Origin of the sequence: Clostridium sp. C8-1-8 (assembly GCF_009928445.1) — a bacterium.
Classification (GTDB): domain Bacteria; phylum Bacillota; class Clostridia; order Clostridiales; family Clostridiaceae; genus Clostridium_AR.
Genome location: NZ_JAABNO010000012.1, coordinates 44,718 through 66,408, shown reverse-complemented (window position 1 = coordinate 66,408; position 21,691 = coordinate 44,718). Strand labels below are relative to the sequence as shown.

Genomic DNA, 21,691 nt, shown 5'->3' with positions numbered 1-21,691 from the left:
TTTCATTAAGGATTATATTCTTTTTGTTATGTAAGTTACTGCTGTTTTGTCAAGCTTGCAAGCTCTGATAAAAGAATCTCAATAAAAACAAAGAAAATGGCCTGATCATCTAAGAACTTTATTGCAGATAATTTTGATATATATGGCAAGTGTATAACTTGATTAAAGTAACTTTCTATCGGTGCATTTTGAGTCATTGTTATAAGTGTCGTTTTACAGTTGTTTTCTTTTAGAATTTTAACGCAATCTAAGTAGGCTTCTTTTGAACCTTTGATGGAGAAGATTATACATAAATCTTCCTTTTTCAAATTACTTGCGGCATCTTGCATTAATACTGTATCTGTAATGGATTCGGCGTCAAATCCTATCTTTGACAATCTATAACGAAATTGATTTGCTGAAAAACCAGTTCTATTTATTCCAAATATTTTTACTTTACTTGAGCTAAGCATATATTGAGATAATTTTTTAACATCATCTATAGTTAAAGTTTCACTGATTTTATTAATGTAATCTGCATAGCTTGAGGTAATTGTAGTTATTGTGTTATTACTTTCTGTATTATCAGCAGTTTGATTATTAGATATAAGATATCTTGATAAATCAAACTTAAATTCAGAAAAACCATCATATCCAATCTTTTGGCAAAGTCTAATTATAGCACTTTTTGAAGTGTTGCTTCTCTTGGCAATCTCGATTATTGGCAATTGAATAATATCTAATGGCTTACTAATAATATAATTCATAATTTGACTCTCTGATTTAGTAAAAGAGTCCTCATAAAATTTTAGCTTCTCTATTGGGTCCATACTTAAGCCTCCTTTTTTATAGTATAGCATAAGTAAGAAATACAGGCTATAAAAATAAACAAAAGTCCAAAATAGGTAAAAGGTCCAAAATAAATGAAAAATAATTGAGAAAAAGTCCAAAAACATGTTGCAAACTTTTACATGTGCATATATAATGAGTTTATAGTAATGCCGGCTTATTAAAAAACTATTTTGTAAGAATTATATTAATTAGATTTTGGACAAAGGTCCAAAAAGTGATGCGATTAACAAAGAAATAATTTTACTTTATACCATAAGTTTATTAAATAAAGGGGAGCATTGATATGAAGTATGAAAAGTTAGCAAAAGATATCATTGAAAATATTGGGGGAAAAGAAAATATTATTAGTTTAGCCCATTGTATGACTAGATTGCGTTTTAAATTGAAAGATGAAAAGAAGGCTAAGACAGATATACTTAAAAACATGAATGGTGTATTAACTGTTATTCAAAGTGGTGGACAGTACCAAGTAGTAATAGGAAATCATGTGTCTGAAGTTTACAAAGATGTTGTAGATATCGCAGGCATATCATCAAGTGCGAGTACAGATGAGGTTGAAGAAGGAAAGGGTGGAATATTTAATAAGTTTATAGATATAGTTGCAGGGGTTTTTACACCAATAATTGGTGCCTTAGCAGCAACAGGTTTAATAAAAGGTGTAACTGTTTTACTTTCAGTTTTGGGGGTTATTTCTAATACCTCGGCAACTTATAGAGTTTTATATGCTATTGGAGATTGTTTGCTTTATTTCTTCCCAATCTATTTAGGGTATACTGCAGCGACTAAGTTTAAGATGAAACCATTCATAGGAATGACAATCGGAGCTGCTTTGGTTTATCCGGATATAGTAAAGATGGCCACAGAGAAGCCTATGTATACTATGTTCGCAGGAACAATATTTAAATCAAATGTACTTGGAACATTTTGTGATATACCTCTAATTATGATGAACTATAAGTCAAGTGTAATTCCAATAATTATAGCAACATTCTTTGCTTCAAAGCTTGAAAAGAAGCTAAATGATATTGTACCTTCAGTTGTAAAGAGCGTTATAGTTCCAACTGTAACATTACTTGTTATAGTTCCGTTAACCTTTATAATAATAGGACCTGTATCTACTTGGCTTAGCAGCATATTAAGTGCTTTTTCTATGATGATTTATCAATTAAGTCCAGTGCTTGCAGGTTTATTCATAGGAGCATTCTGGCAGATATTTATACTTTTTGGACTACATTGGGGATTTGTTCCTATAGCTATGAATAATATAACAACTCTTGGATATGACAGCGTAGTAATGTTAGGAATGTCTGTACCTTTTGCAACTTCAGGGGTATTACTAGCTATCTTATTTAAGACTAAAAATAAAAATCTAAAAGCTATTGTAGCACCGGCTTTAGCATCAAGTATATTTGGTATAACAGAGCCTGCTTTATATGGAGTTACCTTACCACGTAAAAAGCCTTTTATAATTACTATAATAGCTAATGCAATAGCTGGTGGCTTGCTAGGCTTATTTGGTACAAAGATATACATGATGGGAGCATCAGGCGCATTTGCAATTCCAAGTTATATCAATCCTAAAGGTGGGATGGATAGAGGCTTTTATGGATATATAATCGCTATAAGTACAGCAGCAGTTATTGGATTTGTTTTAACATGGCTTTTTGGATTCAAGGATGAGAAAGAGACTGCTATTCAAGAAGTAAAAACAGAGGCTGAATTAGCTAATAACGGAGTGGAAGACGAGGTTATATTTACACCAGTTGAAGGCGAAGTAAGACCTTTAAGTGAACTAAAGGATGAAGCTTTTGCTTCAGGTGTAATGGGAAAAGGTGTGGCTATTTATCCTAAGTCAGGAAAAATAATTGCACCGACCGATGGAGTTATAACAACATTGTTCCCAACGAAACATGCTATAGGAATCACCACAGACAATGGAGCAGAAATACTAATTCATGTAGGTATGGATACAGTTGAGTTAAACGGAAAACACTTTACTGCTAAAATCAAGCAAGGTGATAGAGTGAAAAAAGGTGATTTACTAATTGAATTTGATATAAAATCCATAGAAAATCAGGGGTATTCTTTAATAACTCCAGTAATAGTAACAAACTCTGGGGATTATACAGAAGTTATTGAGACAAACTCCAATGATGTAATTAATGGGGATAAGTTGTTAACAGCAGTAAAATAAAAAATTCATAAAAGTAGAAATATATTTAAAAATGTTTCTACTTTTATGTTTTAGTCTGTATATTACATGAAAACTCTAGGTTATAAACAGAGTTATAAAAATAAATTATATTATTACTTAAGTTTAAATGCTGTAATTTCGAAAGGAGACAAGTAAGAAATGAAACAACCTAATATAATAATGTTCGTAGCAGATCAGATGAGAAGTGATTCACTAGCTCATTTAGGAAATCCAGCATCAATCACACCAAATCTTGACTCAATGGTAGAAGAGGGAGTGTCCTTTAAAAATGCTTACTGCCAGAATCCAGTCTGTGTTCCATCAAGATGTAGTTTTTTAAGCGGCTTGTATGCCCATACTACAGGACATAGAACAATGCATTATTTACAAAAAGAAGATGAACCTAATATACTTAAGACAATGAAAAAGAATGGGTATGACGTTATATGGATTGGAAGAAATGATGTTGTTCCTGCTGATCGACCAAAGACTGAGTATTGCGATGAATACTATGATGGAGTGAATGAAGGTAATCTAAGAGATGCAGTTGGCGTTACTATGGATTATAAAAAATATATGAAAAATCTATCCATACCTGATAAGGATAGTGATGAATTTTATTCCTTCTATAGCGGTAAACTTGCAGATGGTGAAGGATATGGAAAAGCCGATTGGAACTGTGTTGAAAGAGCAATAGAAGTTATAGAAAGAAAAAGCAAAGAGAATAGTGAAAAACCATTTCTGATATACTGCACGCTTTCGTTCCCACATCCTCCATATGGCTGTGAAGATCCTTGGTATTCTAGTATAGACAGAAGTAAGCTTACACAAAGACGCCCTAATATATCAACTCTAAAAGATAAAGCGAGCATGCTTTATGGAATAAATTCTAAACAAAAGTTAAATGATTGGACAGAAGAACGTTTTGATGAGCTGAGAGCAACTTATCTAGCGATGGTATCAAGATTTGATCATCAGTTTGGAATGGTAGTTAACAAATTAAAGGAAACTAATCTTTATGATGATTCTAGTATATTTGTATTTAGTGATCACGGAGATTATACAGGAGATTATACTATAACTGAAAAGGTTCAAAATTGTTTTGAGGATCCAATTTCTAATGTGCCTTTAATAGTTAAACCTGCAAAAAGCTTTAAGGTGAAGCCAAGAGTGTCAGAAGCTTTAGTTGAATTACTTGATATACCTGTAACAATAAGTGAAATGGCAGGCATTAAGCTAGATTACACTCAATTTGGAAAATCCTTGTTAGAGTCAATAGCTGGTGATGAGGTTCATAAGGATGCAGTATTCTGTGAAGGTGGGCGTATTCACGGTGAAGAGCATGCAATGGAAAAAGGACATGGTCCAGAATCAACCTACTGGCCAAGATTGGACACTCAGTCAAGTGAAGGTCCAGAGCATACAAAAGCTTGTATGATTCGTATGGGAGATATAAAATACACAATGAGATTATATGAAAAGGACGAACTTTACAACTTAACTGAGGATCCTATGGAATTGAATAATCTTATAGATAACCCAGCTTATAAAGAAATACGTTTAGATATGAAAGAAAGACTGCTTAAATACTATATGGAAACTACTGATTTTGTACCTAATAAGAGGGACAAGAGATAATGATTTTGCTATACTTTATAGTAGCCCTAGGGGCTACTATAATTGGCGCTATGGCTGGACTTGGTGGAGGAGTTATAATAAAACCAGTATTAGACTTCCTGGGAGGTTATAGCGTCTCAGCAATAGGAGTAATTTCAGCATGTACTGTATTTAGTATGTCAGTAGTTTCTATAATTAAGCAGGTTAAATATAAATTTAAAATAGAAGTAAGAAAGACAATATTTATAGGAATAGGTTCTATTATAGGAGGCCCGCTAGGAGAAAAATTACTTAAAGATATACTTAAAGTGTTTCCTCATAATGTGGTTACTATTTACCAGAACACCATACTAGCAGTCTTTTTAATTTTAATATTTATTTATATGAGAAAAAAAGATAAGTTAAGAAGTTTTAAAATCAATAGTAGTATAGTATGCGTTTTGATAGGATTATTTTTAGGAATAATGTCCTCATTTTTAAGTATAGGTGGTGGGCCAATAAATATTTGCGTTCTAACCATATTTTTTTCTATGAGCCCAAAGGAAGCAGCTGTAAACTCTATAATAACTATTTTATTTTCTCAAGGTTCACAACTTATATCAATAGTAAGCACTAGAGGGGTTGAGGCTTTTCAAATACCAATAATACCAATAATGGTTGTAGGTGGAGTTATAGGCGGAATAGTAGGTTCCAAGCTTAATAAAATCTGTGACGATAAGGTTGTATTAAGGGTATTTAACGTGCTGCTTATACTTTTGATAATACTCAATGTATACAATATAACTAAGTCAATAGCATAATCGGAGGCAAGGACTGTGAAAAGAAACTTAAGTATAATGTTAAAACCGTCATCAAGTAAATGTAACTTAAATTGTAAGTATTGTTTTTATAATTCTATTTCCAAAGCCAGAGAAGTAAAGGACTATGGATTTATGAAGGAAGAGGCATTAAAGGAAGTAGTGGAAAAGGCAAAAAACTATTGCAATGGTGGACAATGTACCATTGGATTCCAAGGAGGAGAGCCATTATTAAGAGGTGTGGACTTCTATGAGAAGTTGATCAAATATGTAGATGAAAATAATAATGGTACCACTTTTAGTTATTCAATACAAACAAATGGCACTTTAATAACTGAGGAATGGGCAAGCTTTTTTAAGGAACACAACATTTTAGTTGGAATTTCTATAGATGGTTCTAAAGATATCCATAATATGAATCGGTCAGATTACCTAGGAAAAGATAGTTTTAATGATGTTGTTAGAGGTATGAAGTTACTTCAAAAGTATGATGTGGATTTTAATGTTTTAACAGTAGTTACTCCAGTACTTGCTAAGAAGATAGAAAGTTGCTATAACTTTTATAAAAAAAGTGGCCTAAGATACCTTCAATTTATACCTTGTTTAGAATCCTTGGAGAATGAGGAACAAGGTATAACAAATAAGTATTCTCTTACCTCAAAAGAATATAGCAAGTTTTTAATAAAGCTATTTGACTTATGGTATGAAGATGTTAATAATAATGATTTTGTAAGTATAAGGTACTTCGATAATATATTAGGGTTATTTTTAGGGCATAATTATGAAGCTTGCGATATGAATGGAAGATGTTCGTGTCAGCATATCATAGAAAGTGATGGTTCTATGTATCCCTGCGATTTTTATGCCTATGAAAAGCATTCTATAGGAAACATCTTGAATGAAACCTTTGATGAGATTCATGATAAGGACAAAACTAGAGGATTTATATTAGATTCCATAAATATAAATGATAAGTGTAAGAAGTGTAAGTTTTATACTGTATGTAGAGGTGGGTGCAAAAGATATAGAGAAGGACAAAAAGAAAATTTAAATTATCTATGCTCAGCATATTATGAATTCTTTGAGCATTCTTTAGATAAATTCAAGAGAATTGCCTCCATGATAAGGATTAATAATAGCCGATAATTAGGCTATAAACGACAATTAACAATCACAATGAATTATACTACAGGAGATTTAGAAAGTTTGTTGAAATAGAACATCCGAAATAAAGATTTAAAATAGAGCTGATGAAAATGAGTTAAAACAGTACATTTTCATCAGCTCATCTTTTATGTGGATTTTTATCTGAATAATGTGGGGTATTATTAAAATAAAGTGAGTAAAAAAATGTAATTTGTGGATAACTTTCTTATTTTATAAATGGTCTAATAGGTTACATTTTATTTGAAGCAAATATCTCTCTAGCGACTCTAACTTCATCAACAAATTTAGCTTCGGTTTACAGCTGGTTTAATAAAGGAATATATTAATTTTGGTTGTTAAATTTATATAAAAAGTCGACAATTTATTACCAGATATTTATAAGTTTTTTAATTAAACTGATAAATTGTAGGAAAATAATATTACTTGTAGTTGCAAGTTAAGGCGATATTATAAAAGCTATTCTAGACAGAGTGTAAAGGAAATAGGAATAATTAAGGAGTTAGATTAATTCAATATAATGTGTATTAATAAAAGGAAGGAAAAACAGATAATTATGCATGTAGAGTTGGAAAAAAGTATGTCGAAAATATTATATAGACAAAGTAATAAGATAAAGTTACTATGAAAATGTAAATTAATTGTTGGTAAAAAATGTAGATGAATGCAAAAAAATCTATAATGAAAGATAAGCCTTTTATGTTTCTAAATATTATTGGGATTTATAGGTAGAATATATAAATACATAAAAAAGAACTATTTAAGGGAAAACTTTATAGTTCTTTTCTAATATTAATTATGGAGGTATTATGATTAAAAAAGTAAAAATATTGTTGATAATGAATGTTATAAGTTATTTGTTTATGTCAGTTATAGCAATATTAATATTCAGTGGTAAATTTGAAGGACTAGATAGTAAATATAAGTTCATTATAGGCATACTTCCACAAGTTGCGGTTGTTTGTACTTCATATGTACTTGCTTTTGATAGATTTGTTGATTTTAGAGTTGTTAGAATATAGGCTATTATTGATTGGGGTTTAAGAATAATAGCATTTGTTATAACCATAGGGTATTCAAAGAAGTTTAACAGCTTGTTCTTACTTTTATCATTTATTGCTGGGGCATTCGTATTAAATAGTATTTTGGAGAATAGGATGAACACTAAACTAAAAGGTATAAAAGATATGATATATAATGATGAGAATGACATTATATCATACGAAGAAAAGTGTAATTTAAGGCATATGGTAAAGGCAGTTAATTCGGGTATGTTTTTAATAATAATTTTTGCAATGTTCTCATTATCTGTTTCTCTCAATAAAAATATGGAGGGAACAGGTTCGATTTGGTATTTCCCTGTAATTTTGTCTATAGTAATCTGTATACTATTTACAATGACTGCTTACAACAATTACATGGGATTTTATTTAGATAAGATATATGCAAAAAATGTATATTTAAGAGATATAATCCTTGCTGTAGTAGGTTATATAATTTGCTTAATCTCATCTTTTATTAATATGAGTTATGACATTTATTCTTTTATTTTTGTTGCAGCGCTAATATTGCTATTGCCTATGATAAGTACTATAAGAAGTATGTCTATTAGAGTAAGAAAAATCAAAAAAAGTTTAGATAGAGAATCTTTTCGCCGTTTTATGATGATGAAAGATTAATTGCTAATTTAGCCTGTGGGGAGATTTAAGTTGTCTATATTGATTAAAGAATAAAGTCATAAAAACACCCTCAAGTCAATTTAGGAACTGAGGGTGTTTTTATGACTTTATTGGCTCTTTTTAATTAGCTATTAGTATATCTTGCTTCATTTACTGCATCAACAAATTTGGCTGCAGTTTCTGTAACTAACTCATAATTGCCGGTACTAGCACTTTTAGTTAAATCACTGCCTGTACCAACTGCAATGGCGCCAGCCTTGATCCAGTCCTTTACATTGTCAAGATTTACTCCGCCTGTTGGCATAAAGTTACCTTGTGGTATAGGTCCTTTGAATGAACTTATTATGGATGGACCATAAGCATTGCCAGGGAATACTTTTATGATCTCAACTCCCAGTTCAAGAGCTTCTACAGCTTCCTTAACCGTCATGATGCCAGTGATTATGGCAATCCTATATCTATTACAAAGCCTCACTGTTTCTGGATTTAAACTAGGGCTTACTATGTATTTCGCTCCTGCTAAAATACAAGCTCTTGCAGTTTCAGGATCAAGTACAGTTCCAGCTCCTATAAGTATTTCCTTATCATCTTTATAAATCTCAGATAGTTCTTTTATTATATCTAAAGCACCTGGAACTGTCATAGTTATTTCCAAAGCTTTAATTCCACCTTTTTTTACAGCCTCAACAATCTTTATACCTTCTTCTTTTGAGTTAGCTCTTATAACAGCTACAAGTCCATATTCACTTAACTTCTTTATAGTTTCTAATCTTTGCATTTTACACCTCTTAGAGTTTTTAGTATTAGATTTTGTTTTATGGCATTGTATAAATTAAGGCGTTGCTACAGAAGCTCATTAAATCATTGGAGGAGCGAAACCTTAATTTATACACAGTACTTAAGATTACCTAGGAGTACTACACCCCTGAGTAAGCGGAGAAGCCACCATCTATTGGGATTACTATACCATTAACAAAGCTTGAAGCTTCTTCATTTACCAAGAATAGAAGTGCACCTATAAGCTCTTCAGCTTCTCCAAATCTACCCATTGGAGTGCTGTTTAGTATCTTATGGGAACGTTCAGTGTAGCTTCCATCAGCATTCTTAAGTAATGATTCATTTTGCTTAGTTACGAAGAAGCCTGGTGCTATAGCGTTTACTCTTATGCCAACCTTTGAAAAGTGAACTGCAAGCCATTGAGTAAAGTTTGATATAGCAGCTTTCGCTCCTGAATATGCAGGGATCTTTGTAAGTGGAGTAAAGGCATTCATTGATGAAATGTTTATAATGTTGCAGCCTTTTCTTCCTATCATATCCTTTGCAAATTCTTGAGTTGGAAGCAGTGTTCCAAGGAAGTTTAGGTCAAATACAAATCTTACTCCATTTTCATCAAGATCAAAGAAGGTTATAAGGTCTTCATGTTCTTCTTGTAAATCTTCTTCATATAAGTATTCTTTAGTTGTTGTACCCTTTGGATTATTTCCACCAGCACCGTTTATAAGTATGTCACAAGGACCAAACTTCTCTAATACTACTTCATGAGCTTTTTTAAGACTAGCTTTATTAAGCACATTAGCTTCAACACCAATGGCCATTTTACCATTTGCTACAACCTCAGCAGCTTTTTTTTCAGCATTTTCTAGGCTAAGATCAAGTATTGCTACCTTTGCTCCACATTCAGCAAGAGCATCGGTCCAGGAACTTCCAAGGACTCCAGCTCCGCCTGTTATTACTACAACTTTGTCTCTCAAATCTATATTAAAAGGTAATTTCATATTAGTTATCTCCTTTATTTGTTTTTTCTAGAGCTTCCCATATGCCAGTTATATACATAGCGCCTAATGCACGATCATATAAACCATAGCCAGGTCTACCGGTTTCACCCCATATCATTCTTCCGTGGTCAGGGCGAAGATACCCATCAAAATTGTTTTTATGAAGTACTTTCATGATCTCAACTATATCTAAAGAACCGCAAGGTGAGTAGTGAGCACTTTCTTCAAAGCTTCCATCCTCAAGAAGCTTTACATTTCTAACGTGAATGAAATGAATACGGCCTTGGCTAGAATATTTATCTACCATTTTTACGATATCATTGAAGCTTGCTGAACCAAGAGAGCCTGTACAGAAAGTAAGACCATTATATTTGCTATCTACAAGCTTTAAGAATCTATCAAGATTTTTTTCATTAGTTATAATTCTTGGAAGACCAAAAATATTGTAAGGAGGATCATCTGGGTGTATAGCCATCTTTATATCACATTGTTCTGCCACAGGGATGATTTGCTTTAAGAAGTATTCTAAGTTGGTCCATAAGGCTTCCTCATCAACCTTTGAGTACTTTTCAAATAAGTCAGCTAGTTGATCCTTAGTGTAGCTGGAATCCCAACCAGGAAGTGATAGTTCACCAGTTAGAGGATCCATTTTTTCTAATTGCGCCTTGTAGTAAACAAGTGCAGTTGAGCCATCCTCTAATACCTTATCAAGCTGAGTTCTTGTCCAGTCAAATACTGGCATGAAGTTATAACATATTACCTTAACGCCTGCTTTTGCAAGGCTTCTTATATTTTCTTTATAGTTTTCTATATATCGATCTCTTGATGGAAGTCCAAGTTTTATATCCTCATGTACTGGAACGCTTTCTATAACATCGAACTTTAAGTTAGCAGCTTCGACTTCAGCTTTTAGCTTAAGAATACTTTCCATGCTCCACTTTTCTCCTACAGGAACATCGTAAACAGCAGTTACAATACTGTACATACTTGGGATTTGTCTAATATATTGAAGCGTAACAGCATCGTCAGCCCCGTACCATCTAAATGATAATTTCATAATATTAATCCTCCAATTCTAAATAATTTTTTATATTTTTAAAGCATATTCCTTCAATAATTTCTTTTAATATTTCAGCATCATCTTCGAACTCTTCATCATCTACTAGAGAGCCTATATAACTACATAAAATTCTTCTAAAATAATCATGTCTTGCATAGGATAAAAAGCTTCTTGAGTCTGTAAGCATACCAACAAAGTAAGCTAAGGTACCTTGACTTGAAAGACCCCTTAAGTGATCATAAATTCCTTCTTTGTGATCGTTAAACCACCAAGCAGCACCAAATTGAATCTTTCCTTGAATGCCATCTTGTCCAAAGCAGTGAGGAAGTGATGAAAGCACAAGGTTATCCTTTGAATTTAAAGTGTATATTATTGTTTTAGGTAGAGCAGATTCTTTATCCATTGAAGCTATTAATTTCGATAAGTGAGGTGCTATGTTAAAGTCGTTCATGATATCAAAACCAGCATCAGCGCCAAGTTTTTTAAACATTAGCTCATTGTTGTTTCTCATTGCACCTATGTGAAGCTGCATTACCCAGTTATTTTTAGCATATTCCGCAGCTAGGATTTTAAGCGTGAAACATTTGAATTTTTCGATTTCTTCGAAGGATAAGTTGTTTTCAAATAACTTTTTCCTAAATATTGCTGATACTTCATTTTCATCAGTATCATAGTAGTGTAAACTTTCGAGAGAGTGATCAGAAAGCTTGCAACCAGCTTGAACAAAATGTTTTATACGCTTTTTCAATGCAGTTATTAAAGTTTGATAGTCATAAATTTCTACAGAACAACTATTGGATAGGTCCTTTAAATAATCGAGGTAATCATCCTTTGATATATTAAGAGCCTTATCTGGTCTGAAGGTTGGAAGTACCTTAAATTCTAGTTGTTTCTTACTTAGTAGTTTATGATACTCTAAGTTATCAATAGGATCATCAGTGGTGCAGATTAATTTTACTCTAGAGTTATTTATAAATTTCACGGGAGATAAAGCTTCTTCTGATATTTTATTATTGCAGTATTCATAAATCTTTTCAGCATTGCTTTCCTTTAGAATTTCTTTTACATCAAAGAAGCTTTTAAGCTCCATGTTAGTCCAATGGTATAATGGACTTCCAATTAATCTTTCACAGGTTCTTGCCCACATTTTAAATTTATCAAAATCACTTGAATCACCAGTTATATAGGCTTCAGGTACTCCAGCATATCTCATGGCTCTCCACTTATAGTGATCGAATTCAAGAAAAATCTTAGAGATATTACTAAATACTTTATCATCATATATTTCTTTTGCTGATAGGTGGCAGTGATAGTCATATATTGGAGCATTTTTTGCAATGTTATCATAAAGTAATTTTGCTGTTTTTCCTTTTAACATAAAATTGTTATCTAACAAGTAATCACCTCATTTTTATACCTTTATCTGACATTATAAACATAATTAGAATGCCGTTGAAAACAAATACATCTAACTTGCCTTAATTATAAGCTTTATGGCTGATATTAAATATGTTATTATTGCTATATAACTTGCAAAAATTGCTCAGGTAAAATAATATTATTTTTAAATTGTTCATTGAAGTTAAGTGGACAGAGGTCTTATGCTTTAGGCTAAAATAACTCGGGCATATAGCAGCTCCTTAAGGACTACTTAATTTTAATAAAACATTACTTACAGTAAGTTAATATAGATAAAAGATAATATATGTAATTTGAAGTGCTAGAAGTTAGGAATAAAGAGAAGTTAGGAGGTGGGGCATAGTGAAGAAAAGAACTCATGAGTATCAAACTCGTCAGTATATGCTATCTAGTGATTATGAGATATATCATTATTTGAATAGTGACATAAGAAATATAAATATACACCACCATGATTTTTATGAAATCTATTTCTTTATAGCAGGAGATGTTACTTATTTAATTGAAGGTAAAGCTTATAAATTAGAAGCTGGAAATCTAGTCTTGATTAATTCCAAGGAACTACACCAAGCGGTGATAAATTCTGAAGAAGCATACTATGAAAGGATCGTTCTTTGGATAAATAGAGGCTTTTTAAAAAGTCTTTCAAATGAGGAAATAGATCTTTCTCTTTGTTTTGAAGGAATAAATAAGAAAAATGTACTAAGTGCAGACTTTGAGCAACAAAAAAATATAAGGTTTATACTTAATAAGTTAGTAGATCTTGAAAACTATAAGGGTTTTGGTTATGAACTTCTTTATAAGGCTTATATTACTGAGCTTATGGTGCATATAAATAATCTTACCTTTAAGGAAGATACAGAGTTAGGTGTAGATATAAAGAAAAGTAATCTTATAGATGGAATAATAGAGTACATAAATAATCATATAGAGGAAGATATAACTGTTGATGAAATAGCTGAACAGTTTTACTTAAGTAAGTTCCATTTGTCTAGAGAGTTTAAAAAATATACAGGTACTACAATTCATAGATATATAGTTCAGAAAAAACTCATAGAGGCTAAGGAATTGATTCTCAAGGAGATTCCTATAATTGATGTATATAAACAATGTGGGTTTGGAGATTATTCTAATTTCTTTAGAGCTTTTAAAAATGAGTATGGTATTACACCAAAACAGTATTATGAGGCAATGGTAAAGTAAATTATAGTTGTATTAAAGTATAGAATAATGTACTAAAATATTTATCTATATTTCACAAAGTACGCAGTGATTCATTATATAGATGTATAACTCTTTAATAAAGTTTATATTTTCAAAACTTCTATGAAAACACAGAGGAGTTTTGAAGAAAGATTTTAGGTGTAATTTGTACATCATTAACAAAAGTAAAGGGAACAGTGAGGTGAATTGATGAATGAAAAGAATTGATTTGATTCTTAATAAGCTTAAAGAGATAAAGGTTTCAAAGCCTAATGGAGTATCAGCTTCAGAGCTTGCCGAGGAATTGGGCCTTATGAGAGGCAACGTAAGTAATGATTTGAATATATTAGCTACCGCAGGAAAAGCAGTTAAGATAAAAGGAAAACCAACCTTATTTATAGCAGTGGATGAAGAAAAGGTTGAGACTAATACATCAATAATTAATAATTTTTCAGAAGTTAACCCTAGTCTTTATACTGCTCTAGAACAGGCTAAGGCTGCTATACTTTATCCTCCTAATGGAATGAATATATTGCTTCTTGGAGAAACTGGGGTAGGTAAGTCAACCTTTGCTGGCTTAATATATAAATACGCCACAGAGATGGGGGTAAGGTTTAAAGAAAGCCCATTTATAACCTTTAACTGTGCAGATTATGCCAACAATCCTCAGCTTCTATTAGGACAGCTTTTCGGTGTGAAAAAGGGAGCTTACACTGGTGCAGATTTTGATAAGATTGGGCTATTAGAGAAAGCAGATGGTGGAATTTTATTTCTAGATGAAGTACATAGATTACCAGCAGAAGGGCAAGAGATGTTTTTTACCTTTATGGATAGAGGTTTGTACAGAAGACTTGGAGAAACCGAAAGTGAGAGAAGTGCAAAGGTACTTATTATAGCGGCTACCACTGAGAATCCTGACACAACTTTGCTTCAGACCTTTACAAGAAGAATACCTATGGTAATAACTATACCAGCCTTAAGAAATAGAGGAATAGAAGAACGATTTAATCTTATAAAGCAGTTTATGTTAGAGGAATCAGGAAGGCTTGGAAAGAGCATAAAGGTATCAATAAACTCAATAAAGGCATTTTTATTTTATGAATGCAAAAGCAATGTGGGGCAGCTTAAGTCAGATATTCAGCTTGCTTGTGCTAGAGCCTATGCGGATTTTTTATCCAATAGAAAAGATGAAATCAGCATAAGCAGTTTGGATTTGCCAAGCTATATAAGAGAAGGTCTATATAAGGAGATAGAGCACAGACAGTTATGGAACAAGCTGGTTGACATAAATAAGCGATATTGTATTTTTGATAAAGATGAAGAAAAGATGATTTTTGAAGATAATAGTTATGATGAGAACATCTATGAAATGCTTGAGATGAAAACAAGGGATCTTAAAGCAAAAGGCATAAGAGGCACAGAATTTGAGAAAGAAATTGAAAATAACATAGAAGATTATTTTAAAAAATATATTAATAAATTTAACTACAAGGTAGATACAGCTAACTTGGAGACAATAGTAGAGCCTCATATAATTAAGGTTGTAGAAAAAGTAATCAATTTCTGTGAAGAAGAGCTAGAAAGAAAATTAGACAAACAAATATATTATGGACTAGCTGTTCATATAAACAATGCTGTGGACAGAATAAGAAGAAATAAGAAGATAGAAAACCTGGAGCTTAATAATATTAGAAAACAGCATAGCAAAGAGTTCAATGTAGCCATAGATGTTCTAAAAATACTAGAGCAATCTCTAGATATTGAGATACCTGTGGACGAGGCTGGATTTATAACAATGTTTTTAACTTACCACAATGAGGCACTTAAAAAATCTTACAATAACGTTAAAATCATTATTATAGCACATGGAGAAACCACAGCTACCTCTATGGCTGATGCAGTGAATGGTCTACTAGGAGCTAATTATTCTAGAGGAATAAATGCTCCAATAGATGAGAAACCACAGATAACCTTGGAAAAGATTAAGGAATACATCAAGCAGAACAATATAGATAAAGAGATATTATTCTTAGTAGACATGGGATCACTTGCTACCTTTGGCAGAGAGATAGAAAAGGAGTTTAAAATAAAGACGAGAACTATTCCTTTGGTAAGTACCCTGCATTGCATTGAAGCTACTAGAAAAGCAATGCTTGGTTATTCTTTAGATGACATATATAGAGAAACCTTAGAGGTAAATAATTTATATGATAATAGTTCATTAGATTATATACCAGAAGGCAGCGAGGAGAAGAAGCTTGCTATAGTAACAATCTGTACTACAGGAGAAGGTAGTGCAAAAGCTATGAAGGGAATATTAGAAAGAACTCTTAAGTTTGATAGCAGTCTTCTTGATATAGTTCCAGTGAATTTTATAGGAAAAGAGAATATATATGATAGACTAGAAAAGTTATCAAATAATTATGAGATATTATGCATAGTAAGTCCATTTGATCTAGAGGCTGATTATGTACAGTTTAAACTAGACCATATTATAGAGGGCGGGGCATCAGGCAATATACAAGATTTAATAGATCGAGAAAAAGTTTATATAAAAATGGAAGAAACCTTAGAACATCAATTAAGAAATATCGATGGGAAAGCTATTGTTAAGGATATAAAAAGATTCTGTAAGAATGTGACAAAGGCAATAAATATAAAGCTTACGTCAAATGCATTGATAGGAATAACTCTTCATATGGCAGTTATGGTAGATAGATTAAGTGGCAATGAAGTTATTGAAACTTATAGAAATAAAGAAAGTTATATAAGAGAAAACTTAGAATTGTATAGATTAATTAAAAGCGAATGTGCATTGCTCAATACTAAATATACAATTCTTATTTCAGAAGACGAGATTTGTTATCTTATGAACTTATTTACTATGAAAAATAGAGCAAAATAAAGCACATCTTTAATGTGCTTTGAAAAGTTTTCGAAAAGTAAAGCACATCAATACTTTTTGAAAGCTTTTTTATTTTACGTTTAAAGGCTTATGAATGAAGGAACAAGAGGTTTTATTGAGATAAATTTATATAATTTCTGCTTTGGCACGGGTCTTGCTTTATATATAAGCGTAAGACAAATAAAAAATGTTGATTAGAAGGTGAAGCAATGGAAACAGTAGATAAAGAACAAATAGTCATGGAACTTATAGTAAATGGTGGTGATGCGAGAAGTAAAGCAATGCATGCTATAAAGCTAGCTAAAAAGGGTGAATTGGAAGCCGCAAAGGATAAGATAAAGGAAGCAAACGAAGCTTTAAATAAAGCTCACAACTTCCAAACTAGATTAATACAAAGCGAATCTGCAGGAGATAAGGTTGAAATAAGTTTACTTATGATTCATGCACAAGATCACTTGATGAATGCAATCACTGTACGTGATCTGGCACAAGAAATGATTTCTATGTATGAGGAATTTAGAAAATAAGATATTTAGTAGTTAACAAAACAAGCTTGTTTAAAAATATAATCAAAAAATAATGTGAATTTTTAGGAGGAAATAGTTATGAAATATATTACATTGGTTTGTGCAGCAGGAATGTCAACAAGTATTCTAATGGGTAAGATGCAAGAAAGTGCAAAGAAAAAGGGAATTGAAGCGAAGATAATAGCTATGTCAGAGTCAAAATTCGAAGAGTATGAAGAGCCAACAGAAGTTTTGCTTTTAGGACCTCAAATATCTTATCTAGAAGATGAGATAAGAGAAAAATACGAGCCAAAGGGAATTAAGGTTGCAGTAATAGATATGATGGACTATGGTACTTTAAATGGTGAAAACGTATTAAATGATGCACTTAAATTATTAGGTTAATTTTATAGAAAAACTCATTAAGGCTAAATTCTAAAGGGGGATTTATAATGGCTAAGTTTGATTCAAAGGCTATTAATAAAAAAATTGCACCAATACTAAACAAGGTTCAAAAAAGTAAGTTGGCAAATGGAATCACAGGCGGAATGATGGTAGCAATGCCAGTAACACTTTTAGGTGCATTTGCTTCACTATTTTTAAATCTGCAAATACCTGCATATAAAAGCTTTATTGCTAGCTCTGGAATAGCAGCAGTTTTAAATACATCTATTCAATTCACAACTAACTTCTTAGCAGTGGTGTTTTTAATTACTATAGCAGGTAGTTATGCAAAACAGTATAAAGAGGATCCGATTTTACCATCCTTATTAGCAGCAGTGTGCTTCTTTGTAGTGACTCCGCTTTCTGTAACTAAAGTGAATAATGCTACAATTACGTCAATACCTATGGATTGGCTAGGTGCGAAGGGAATATTCTCAGCAATTATTATAAGTTTGGTAGCCACAAGATTATATATCTATATTAAACAAAAAGGTTGGACTATTAAGATGCCAGCTAGTGTACCACCAGTAGTATCCAGCAGTTTCAGTAGTTTAATACCAGGTTTTGCTGTTGCAATCCTATTCTTAATTATATCAGGTGTTTTTGCAGCAACTCCATATAAGACTATGCATGCATTTATATATGCTTTTATTCAAACTCCACTTCAAGGTGTTGGTGGAAATATAGTTTCAGTTATACTTTTATGGACATTTGCTCAAGTGTTATGGTTCTTTGGTATTCATGGAACTTTGGTTATTTACTCAGTGGTTCTTCCAATATTTACAGCAATGGATGCAGCCCAATTAACTGCTTATTCAGCAGGTCAAGCTCTTCCAAATATAACAGGACGTGCATTTGTTAGTACTTATACTGTTAGTGCCAGTGCAATAGGGTTTGCTCTACTTATGTTATTATTCGCAAAGAGTAAACAATACAAAACCTTAGGTAAATTATCAACGCTACCATCACTTTTCGGTATAAGCGAACCCTTGGTTTTTGGTACACCTTTAGTCTTCAATGTAAGATTTGCTGTACCATTTATATTCATGAATGCAATCAATCTAATTATTGCTTATGGATTAACTGTTATAGGTATAGTTCCAAGAGTAGCTGGAATGGCTCCAATGAGTGGTATGCCAATAATCTTCAGTGGACTTATGGAAGGAAGCTGGAAGATAGCTGTGCTTCAAGTTGTACTTGTAATTCTAGAAATGGCAGTTTGGTATCCATTCTTTAGAAAAGCAGATAGAGAAGCTTATGCTTTAGAGCAACAAACAGCAGTAGAAGAAGTAAAGTAATATAGATTTAAGTTCACCTTTAAAGGGTTCCTATATCGAAACTTAAGTTATACTTGTTCGATAATCGCGGCTTCTGGGGAATATCGGGCACGTATAACTTAATAGTTGAGTTAGGAACCCTATAAAGATGCATCACTTCTAACTGAAATCTATTTTTAAAACTCTCACGGTATTTGGTGAGAGGATTTAAAAAAATGGCTTACTACGAAGTGGTGCATCCATATAATTAGGTGAACTTATCTTTTAAATTAAGATACTCTTGAAGTAAAGTGGTAAATATATTCTAGATTGGTAGGGATAAATTATAGTTATGCAATTTATCAATGAAAAATAAAGTTAGTATAGTTTGTATTTTGAACCAAATCACAGAGCTAATCTGTAAATTAGATTATAAAAGTAGGTGAATATAAATGAGGATAATGGATTTAAATGATAAATGGAGCTTTACAAAAGAAAATAACGAAATTTATATAGAAAAAGAAATAGAGGAAGCTGAATTAGTGAATTTACCTCACTGCTTTAATGCAATTGATGGACAAAGTGGAGAGGGAATGTTTAAAGGCCAATGCTTTTATCAAAGAAAGCTTGATGTTAGTGCTGAAGAGTTAGCTAAGTATATATTTTTAGAAATAGGGTCAGCTTCTTTAATCTCTAAGGTTTATGTTAATGGTAAGTTGGCTGGTGGCAGCAGATGTGGCTTCTCAATGTATAGAGTGTTTTTGACTCCTTTTTTGAGAGCAGGAGAAAATCTAATATCAATAATTGTAGATAACAGCAGTCATAAAGATGTGTACCCACTAATGGCTGATTTCTCCTTTTATGGAGGAATATATCGTGAGGTGAAATTAATTGTTTCAGAGGCACTTCACTTTGATCTTATGGACAATGGAAGAGACGGCATATACTTAAGTCAAAGAAATATAGTGGATGGAATCTTTGAGCTTGAAATAAGAGGGGCAGTAGTAAACGAGTTAACTGAAGCAAAGACTGGTAGGTTAAATTTTAGACTATTAGATAAAGAGGATAATATAGTACTTGATAAAACTGTTGAAGCTGATATTCATAAGGAATTTAAATTCCACTTGGTTGAGAGAATCAATAATCCTGAGCTTTGGCAAGGTATAGAAAGTCCTTATCTTTATAGATTAGAGGCTGAGATATACTCAGAAGATATGCTTTGTGATAAAAAGATAATTGAGATTGGGTTTAGAACTGTAGAGATAACTCCAGAAAAAGGTGTATTTTTGAACGGCAAGCCTATTAAGCTAAACGGTGTTAGCAGACATCAAGACTTTGCTAAGATTGGTAATGCCTTAACCAAAGAACATATGGAATTGGATATGTCAATCATAAAGGAAGTAGGTGCTAACAGCATTAGACTTTCTCACTACCAGCACGATGATTATTTCTATACCCTTTGTGACCGTGAAGGTATGCTAATATGGGCAGAAATTCCTTTTATCAGTATACCAACTACAGTTGATAAAGAAAATAGAAATGCTAAAGAACAGCTTGAATGTTTAATAAAACAGGCCTATAACCACACCTCAATTTACTGCTGGGGAGTTCAAAATGAAATAACTATAGCAGTAGAAAATGAAAATACCTATAAGATGGTGGAAGAGCTAGTTTCTACTGCTAAAAGTTTAGATTCAACAAGATTTATAGCTCAGGCCAACATTCATACTGTGGCTAATGAAAGTCCATTAAATGATTTAACAGATTTTGTTGGATATAACCTTTATTATGGCTGGTACTACAAGGAAATTAAAGATTTAGGAATTAGGTTAGATGATTTTCATGCTACAAGACCTAACAAACCAGTTATGGTTACTGAATATGGAGTAGATACTAACCCAAGGCTTCATTCTTATGAACCTACAGTAAAAGACTATACTGAAGAGTACCAATTGCTATTCCAGGACAATGCGCTTAGAACCTTTAGAGAGAGAGACTTTGTTCTAGGTGGATATGTATGGGCAATGTTTGATTTCGGTAGTGAAATTAGAAATGAAGGCGGAGAAAAAGGAAGAAACCAAAAGGGGCTCGTAACTATAGACAGAAAAGTAAAGAAGGACGCCTTTTATTTATGTAAGGCCTACTGGTCAAAGGAACCTTTTGTGAAGCTAGCTGGTAGCAGATTTGTTAATAGACATAAGGAACTAAACGATATTATAGTGCTTTCTAACTTGTCCAATATTAAGCTATATGTAAATGATAAGCTTGCTGCTGAAATCAGCCATAGTGAACCAATGAAATCATTTAAGAATGTGAAACTAGCCTCAGGAGAAAATTCTATTAGAATTGAAGGCTTTGATGAAAAAAATAATAGTTACACAGATGAGATGCTGTTAAACAGAGTTGATAAAATAGATGAAAGCTATATACTTCCAAAGCAAGAAGAAAAGAAACATGTAACTAACTGGTTTGAGAAGTTTGATTTGTCTGAAGTTAAAGAGATAGTTGTTAAGGATGGATATTATTCAATATACGATTCTGTAGAAAAGCTTTATGAAGATGAACAGGCAAAAGCAGTATTTAAAAAGTTCTTTGGAGAAACTGCTGAAGAGCCTAGATTCAAAGTAATGATGGGACTTATTTCAATAGAAGGTATGTCTAAAAGATCTATGTTTAGAATACCAAAGGAACTTTTAGGTGTAATCAACGATGAGCTAAATGTTATTCCTAAGAAATAAAGATGTACCACTTAAATACTAAATCTATTTTTAAAACTCTTATGGATTCTGAGAGTAGAATTTGAAAAAATAGATTTTAATGTGAAGTCGTACATATATAGAT

Annotated in this window: 17 protein-coding genes; 12 read left to right on the top strand and 5 right to left on the bottom strand. The window is 32.2% G+C overall.

All coding sequences use genetic code 11. The features are described 5' to 3' along the window. Nucleotides 1–35: 35 nt before the first annotated feature. Nucleotides 36–809 carry a MurR/RpiR family transcriptional regulator gene (locus GXK57_RS13595; RefSeq protein ID WP_160677246.1) on the bottom strand — a complete coding sequence of 258 codons (774 nt, stop codon included), beginning with the start codon at nucleotides 807–809 and terminating at the stop codon, nucleotides 36–38. A gap of 305 nt (nucleotides 810–1,114) precedes the next feature. On the opposite strand from GXK57_RS13595, the gene GXK57_RS13590 reads away from it, so the two are divergent. From GXK57_RS13590 to GXK57_RS13565, 6 genes are all read left to right on the top strand, one after another. Beyond that, nucleotides 1,115–3,025: a beta-glucoside-specific PTS transporter subunit IIABC gene (locus tag GXK57_RS13590; RefSeq protein ID WP_160677243.1), complete on the top strand. Its 1,911-nt coding sequence runs from the start codon at nucleotides 1,115–1,117 to the stop codon at nucleotides 3,023–3,025. Between the two features lie 159 nt (nucleotides 3,026–3,184). Further along, the gene (locus GXK57_RS13585) at nucleotides 3,185–4,663 is read left to right on the top strand and encodes a sulfatase-like hydrolase/transferase (protein WP_160677240.1); all 1,479 of its coding nucleotides are present in this window, start codon (nucleotides 3,185–3,187) and stop codon (nucleotides 4,661–4,663) included. Next, complete coding sequence (locus tag GXK57_RS13580; protein WP_160677237.1) at nucleotides 4,663–5,442, top strand: sulfite exporter TauE/SafE family protein; 780 nt, start codon at nucleotides 4,663–4,665, stop codon at nucleotides 5,440–5,442. The genes GXK57_RS13585 and GXK57_RS13580 overlap by 1 nt, the downstream gene beginning before the upstream one ends. A gap of 15 nt (nucleotides 5,443–5,457) precedes the next feature. Further along, complete coding sequence (locus GXK57_RS13575) at nucleotides 5,458–6,585, top strand: anaerobic sulfatase maturase (RefSeq protein ID WP_160677234.1); 1,128 nt, start codon at nucleotides 5,458–5,460, stop codon at nucleotides 6,583–6,585. Between the two features lie 827 nt (nucleotides 6,586–7,412). Continuing rightward, on the top strand, nucleotides 7,413–7,625 hold the full coding sequence (locus tag GXK57_RS13570) for a hypothetical protein (RefSeq protein WP_160677231.1): 213 nt from the start codon (nucleotides 7,413–7,415) through the stop codon (nucleotides 7,623–7,625). Nucleotides 7,626–7,760: 135 nt separating this feature from the next. Beyond that, nucleotides 7,761–8,282, top strand: coding sequence for a hypothetical protein (locus GXK57_RS13565; protein ID WP_160677228.1), 522 nt, complete (start codon nucleotides 7,761–7,763; stop codon nucleotides 8,280–8,282). Between the two features lie 124 nt (nucleotides 8,283–8,406). Here GXK57_RS13565 and GXK57_RS13560 read toward each other — a convergent pair whose 3' ends face one another. From GXK57_RS13560 to uxaC, 4 genes are all read right to left on the bottom strand, one after another. Next, nucleotides 8,407–9,060, bottom strand: coding sequence for a bifunctional 4-hydroxy-2-oxoglutarate aldolase/2-dehydro-3-deoxy-phosphogluconate aldolase (locus tag GXK57_RS13560; protein WP_160677225.1), 654 nt, complete (start codon nucleotides 9,058–9,060; stop codon nucleotides 8,407–8,409). A gap of 139 nt (nucleotides 9,061–9,199) precedes the next feature. Continuing rightward, nucleotides 9,200–10,057 carry an SDR family oxidoreductase gene (locus GXK57_RS13555; RefSeq protein ID WP_160677223.1) on the bottom strand — a complete coding sequence of 286 codons (858 nt, stop codon included), beginning with the start codon at nucleotides 10,055–10,057 and terminating at the stop codon, nucleotides 9,200–9,202. 1 nt (nucleotide 10,058) lies between these two features. Further along, entirely contained in the window at nucleotides 10,059–11,114 is a 1,056-nt protein-coding gene (gene uxuA, locus GXK57_RS13550; RefSeq protein WP_160677220.1) for a mannonate dehydratase, read from the bottom strand. Between the two features lie 4 nt (nucleotides 11,115–11,118). Further along, entirely contained in the window at nucleotides 11,119–12,513 is a 1,395-nt protein-coding gene (gene uxaC / locus GXK57_RS13545; protein ID WP_160677217.1) for a glucuronate isomerase, read from the bottom strand. Nucleotides 12,514–12,878: 365 nt separating this feature from the next. Between uxaC and GXK57_RS13540 the strand changes: the two genes are divergently transcribed. The 6 genes from GXK57_RS13540 to GXK57_RS13515 all read left to right on the top strand — a co-directional run bounded on the left by GXK57_RS13540 (nucleotide 12,879) and on the right by GXK57_RS13515 (nucleotide 21,588). Then, complete coding sequence (locus tag GXK57_RS13540) at nucleotides 12,879–13,739, top strand: AraC family transcriptional regulator (protein WP_160677214.1); 861 nt, start codon at nucleotides 12,879–12,881, stop codon at nucleotides 13,737–13,739. A gap of 214 nt (nucleotides 13,740–13,953) precedes the next feature. Continuing rightward, nucleotides 13,954–16,644: a sigma-54-dependent transcriptional regulator gene (locus GXK57_RS13535; RefSeq protein ID WP_160677211.1), complete on the top strand. Its 2,691-nt coding sequence runs from the start codon at nucleotides 13,954–13,956 to the stop codon at nucleotides 16,642–16,644. A 209-nt stretch (nucleotides 16,645–16,853) separates the two neighbouring features. Beyond that, nucleotides 16,854–17,171 carry a PTS lactose/cellobiose transporter subunit IIA gene (locus GXK57_RS13530; RefSeq protein ID WP_160677208.1) on the top strand — a complete coding sequence of 106 codons (318 nt, stop codon included), beginning with the start codon at nucleotides 16,854–16,856 and terminating at the stop codon, nucleotides 17,169–17,171. A 78-nt stretch (nucleotides 17,172–17,249) separates the two neighbouring features. Beyond that, on the top strand, nucleotides 17,250–17,555 hold the full coding sequence (locus GXK57_RS13525) for a PTS sugar transporter subunit IIB (RefSeq protein ID WP_160677206.1): 306 nt from the start codon (nucleotides 17,250–17,252) through the stop codon (nucleotides 17,553–17,555). Nucleotides 17,556–17,602: 47 nt separating this feature from the next. Further along, on the top strand, nucleotides 17,603–18,892 hold the full coding sequence (locus tag GXK57_RS13520) for a PTS transporter subunit EIIC (protein ID WP_160677203.1): 1,290 nt from the start codon (nucleotides 17,603–17,605) through the stop codon (nucleotides 18,890–18,892). Nucleotides 18,893–19,302: 410 nt separating this feature from the next. Beyond that, nucleotides 19,303–21,588 carry a glycoside hydrolase family 2 TIM barrel-domain containing protein gene (locus tag GXK57_RS13515; protein WP_160677200.1) on the top strand — a complete coding sequence of 762 codons (2,286 nt, stop codon included), beginning with the start codon at nucleotides 19,303–19,305 and terminating at the stop codon, nucleotides 21,586–21,588. The last annotated feature ends 103 nt before the right edge of the window (nucleotides 21,589–21,691 follow it).